Consider the following 4,143-nt stretch of genomic DNA (forward strand, 5'->3'; position numbering starts at 1 on the left):
CCCCAGGACAAGGGGTGCGGGCCCACGCGCGTTTCCAGGCCCAGCGGGCCCGGCGGGTGTCAGCGGAACTCCGGGACCAGCCGTTCCGGCCCGTGTGCGGGCTCTTCGAGCAGCTTCCGGTGGAGCTCCACGTCCTCGTCGACGTGCCGCTGCGGGCCGCTGTTGATCGGGACGCCGCCGATGCGCTGGCCCGGGGAGACCGGCGGGATGTAGCGGGTGGGCGCGTTGGAGAGCGTGAAGGCCGTCGCGCCGACGATGACGGCGGTCAGGGTGACGGCGGCACGCGTCCAGGCCCGGATGCGGCGCTCGCCACCGGTACGCACGCGCCGGGGACGGGGCAGCCGGGTCACGGCCGGGGGCTCGGCGAGGGCGAGTTCGCCGATGCGCCGCCGCAGCAGCGCGGACAGCGCCTCCGAGGTGGCGGCCGCGGCGAGCTCCGGTACGTGGACGGCGACGGCCTCGCGGGCGTTCAGCAGCCGGTTCGCGGCGGCCGGGGTGCTGGCCTCGGTCTCGGCGGCGGTCTCCGGCAGATCGAGGCCCAGGCCGTCGTAGAGCAGGAGCGTACGGCGGTGCCGGGGCGGCAGGTCGAGCAGCGCGCGCAGCAGCTTACGGAGCTCGGGGTCGGCCGGGGCATGGTCGGGGTGCTTGTGCGCGCGGCGGAACCGGTGCCAGGGGGAGAGGGCGTACTCGTGCGCCGCGGCCCGTACCCAGCCCGCCGGGTCGGCGTCGGTCGCGACCTCGGGCCACCGCTGCCAGGCGAGGTGGAAGGCGCGCTTGACGGCCTCCTTCGCCAGCCGCCGCCGCCCGGTGAGCAGGTACGTCTGCTGGGCGAGGGCGGTGGAGTGGGCGGCGTAGAGCGCGTCGAAGGCGTCGCCGGGGGTGTCGAAGAGGGGGCGGGCGGGAGGCTCGGGGGCGGGGTCCGGTGCGGCCGGGACCCGGGGTGTTTGATCGGGATCGTTCGCATCATCCGCGTCGTCCGCCTCGGCGGGGAGCGGGGGCGCACCGGCGAGTGAGGGGACCGGCACCGGGGCGGGGCCGTGGGTGTGGGCCGCGTCGTGGCGGACCGGGGCCGTCGCCGGGCGCTTGGCGGCGCGTTTCGCGGCGGAGCGGGGGCGGCGGGTGCTCAGGGGCTTGGCGGGCGCGCTGGGTTTCACCCGGGTGGTGGGGGTGCCGGGCCCGCCACCCGCATCCGTATCGGCGCCGGTGTCCGTATCGGCCTCCGGTGGGGCGCCGCCGGAGCCCGTGACCGGCCGTTCCTCCGGGGTCGGCAGGGGCGGCGGCGACATGGCGGCACCGGTGTCGGACGTGCGCTCTGTCATGAAGGGCTCCCAGGACTCCCCGCGAAGGCCGAGACGGCCGTACCGCACGCAGCCTTACCCCGAGCGGAAAAGAACATAAACGTATATTGAGCGACACGGCGGGCATTTTCCTGTTACGCGGAGAAAGCGCGTGTCGTTGGCAGCATGGCGGCGTGACACAAGTGACCGATCGCGGCCTGAGGTTGCCTGCGGCCCAGGGCCGCCCGCCCGTGCTGGCCACCTGCGTGCTGCGCGGGGTGATGGCGGCGGGGCTGGGACTCGGCGCGCTCGCCGTGCTGGTGACAGTGGTGTGGATCAGCTCGCCCTACCCCGACAGCGGCCCCAGCGGCGTACTGCGCGCGGTGGCCGCGCTGTGGCTGCTCGCCCATGGAACGCAGCTGGTCAGACCCGACACGCTCAGCGGGGTGCCCGCCCCGGTGGGGATCGTGCCGCTGCTGCTCGTCGGGCTGCCGGTGTGGCTGGCACACCGGGCGGCGCGGGACGCGCTGTCGTACGAGAGGGAGCCGGAACCGGGGTATGGCGACGACGGGGGGGCCGAGGAGGGCGGCGAGCGTACGGCGCTGTCACCCGTATGGACTGCCTTCACGGCTGTGACCTGCGGATACCTTCTGGTGGGCGCGGCGGCGGTGCTCTACGCGTCCGACGGTCCGCTGCCCGCCGCACCCCTCAGCGCCGCGCTGCACCTGACCCTGGTGACCTCGGGCGCGGTCGGCGCCGGGCTCTGGACCGCGCACGGCCGCCCACGCGTTCCGCTTCCTGGGTGGGTGCCCGGGCCGGTACGCCGGGTGCTGGTCCATCGTCGTACGAATACGGCTGTACGAGCCGGGTCAGCCGGGGTGGCGGTGCTGCTGGCGGGCGGGGCGCTGCTCGCCGGGGCGGGGCTGGTGTGGCACGCCGGCGCGGCCCAGGACGCGTTCCTGCGGCTGGCGGAGGACTGGCCCGGGCGGCTCGCGGTGCTGCTGCTGGCGCTGGCGCTGGTGCCGAACGCGGTGGTGTGGGGGGCGGCGTACGGGCTGGGGCCGGGGCTCCTGCTCGGCACCGGCGCGGTGGCGACGCCGCTCGGGGTGGCGGGAACGCCGGCCGTGCCGCACTTCCCGCTGCTGAGCGCGCTGCCGGCCGAGCCGCGCGGGAACTGGCTGACCTGGTCGGTGGCGGTGCTGCCGGTGCTGGCCGGGCTGGCGGTCGGATGGTGGACGGTGCGGCGGGCGACGGGCGAGGAGGCGGGGGAGGGGGAGGAGGCGTGGGGGCGCGGGGAGACGGCGCTTGCCGCGCTGTGCGGGGCGGCGGCGTGCGGGGCGGCGCTCGCGCTCCTGACCGCGCTCTCGGTCGGCCCCCTGGGCTCGGAGCGCCTGGCGGCGCTGGGCCCGGTGTGGTGGCGCACGGGCGGGGCGGCGCTGCTGTGGACGGCGGGGGTGGGGGTGCCGGGGGCGCTGGGGTTGCGGTGGTGGTGGGGGCGGAAGGCGGCGGAGCCGCCGGTTTCGGGTGTGGTGCCGGTGGCGGCCGTGCCGCCGGTTTCGGGTGTGGTCCCGGAGACTGTGGCCGAGGCGGCCGGGGTTCGGCGATGGTGGTCGCGCGTTGCCTGGCGGCGTCGGAAGGGCGAGGTGGCGGAGTCGGGGGACCGGGAACCGTACGACGTCCTGCCGGTCGGGGCGTGGCACGACAGCGGGGTGCGGGAGGTGCGGCGGGCGGCGTTGCGGGAGGCGTCCGGGGGGCTGATGCCGGACGCCCCGGCGGGGGGTGAGGTGCCGGAGCGGCCGGCGGGGGCGCCGGTGGTGGTGGTGCCGGAGCCGGGCGAGCCGGGGTCGGCCGTACCGGTGGATTCGGACGGGCTGCCCGGGGCTGGGGATCGGGCCGAGCCGGAACCGGAGGAGCGGGAGGCTGCTGTGCCGGGGGACCAGGGTGAACCCGGGCCGGAGGGCTCGCCCCTCCCCGAAGCCGAGGGCGAGCCCCCGGCCCCCCACTAGCCGCGATGCCCCACCCGCCCGCCCGTTCGGCGGCGTTGGGGCGGCCCGGGCCTCTGGTGTGGGTTGCCCGCCGTCGGCGACTGTGCCCCGTCGGTCGCGGCGCCCGCCTGCGGCGGGCAGGGCCCGTCCCACCCGCCCGCCCGTTCAGCGGTGTTGGCGAGGCTCGGGTCTCTGGTGGCCGGTTGCCCGCCGTCAGCGGCTGCGGTCCGCCGGTTGGGGCGTCCGCCTGCGGCGGGCAGAGCCCGGGGTGTTGGCGAGGCCTGGGTCTCTGGCGGCCCGTTGTCCGCCGTCGGCGGCTGTGCCCCGCAGGTTGCGGCGTCCGCCTGCGGCGTGCAGGGCCCGTCCCACCCGCCCGCCCGTTCAGCGGTGTTGGCGAGGCTCGGGTCTCTCGTGGCCCGTTGCCCGCCGTCAGCGGCTGCGGTCCGCCGGTTGCGGCGTCCGCCTGCGGCGTGCAGGGCCCGCTGTGTTGGCGAGGCCTGGGTCTCTGGCGGCCCGTTGTCCGCCGTCGGCGGCTGTGCCCCGCCGGTTGGGGCGTCCGCCTGCGGCGGGCAGGGCCCGTCCCACCCGCCCGCCCGTTCAGCGGTGTTGGCGAGGCTCGGGTCTCTGGTGGCCCGTTGCCCGCCGTCAGCGGCTGCGGTCCGCCGGTTGCGGCGTCCGCCTGCGGCGGGCAGAGCCCGGGGTGTTGGCGAGGCCTGGGTCTCTGGCGGCCCGTTGTCCGCCGTCGGCGGCTGTGCCCCGCCGGTTGGGGCGTCCGCCTGCGGCGTGCAGGGCCCGCTGTGTTGGCGAGGCCCGAGTCTCTGGTGGTCCGTTGCCCGCCGTCAGCGGCTGCGGCCCGTCGGTCGCGGTGTCCGCTTCGCGGC

Annotated in this window: 2 protein-coding genes; one reads left to right on the plus strand and one right to left on the minus strand. The window is 77.4% G+C overall.

The genetic code is table 11. The features are described from left to right. Window positions 1-59: 59 nt before the first annotated feature. Complete coding sequence (locus tag ACFWA7_RS32445) at window positions 60-1,319, minus strand: sigma factor-like helix-turn-helix DNA-binding protein (RefSeq protein WP_385826658.1); 1,260 nt, start codon at window positions 1,317-1,319, stop codon at window positions 60-62. 152 nt (window positions 1,320-1,471) lie between these two features. On the opposite strand from ACFWA7_RS32445, the gene ACFWA7_RS32450 reads away from it, so the two are divergent. Continuing rightward, complete coding sequence (locus ACFWA7_RS32450) at window positions 1,472-3,283, plus strand: DUF6350 family protein (RefSeq protein WP_385826660.1); 1,812 nt, start codon at window positions 1,472-1,474, stop codon at window positions 3,281-3,283. The last annotated feature ends 860 nt before the right edge of the window (window positions 3,284-4,143 follow it).

This window comes from Streptomyces sp. NPDC059994, from assembly GCF_042737755.1.
GTDB lineage: Bacteria > Actinomycetota > Actinomycetes > Streptomycetales > Streptomycetaceae > Streptomyces.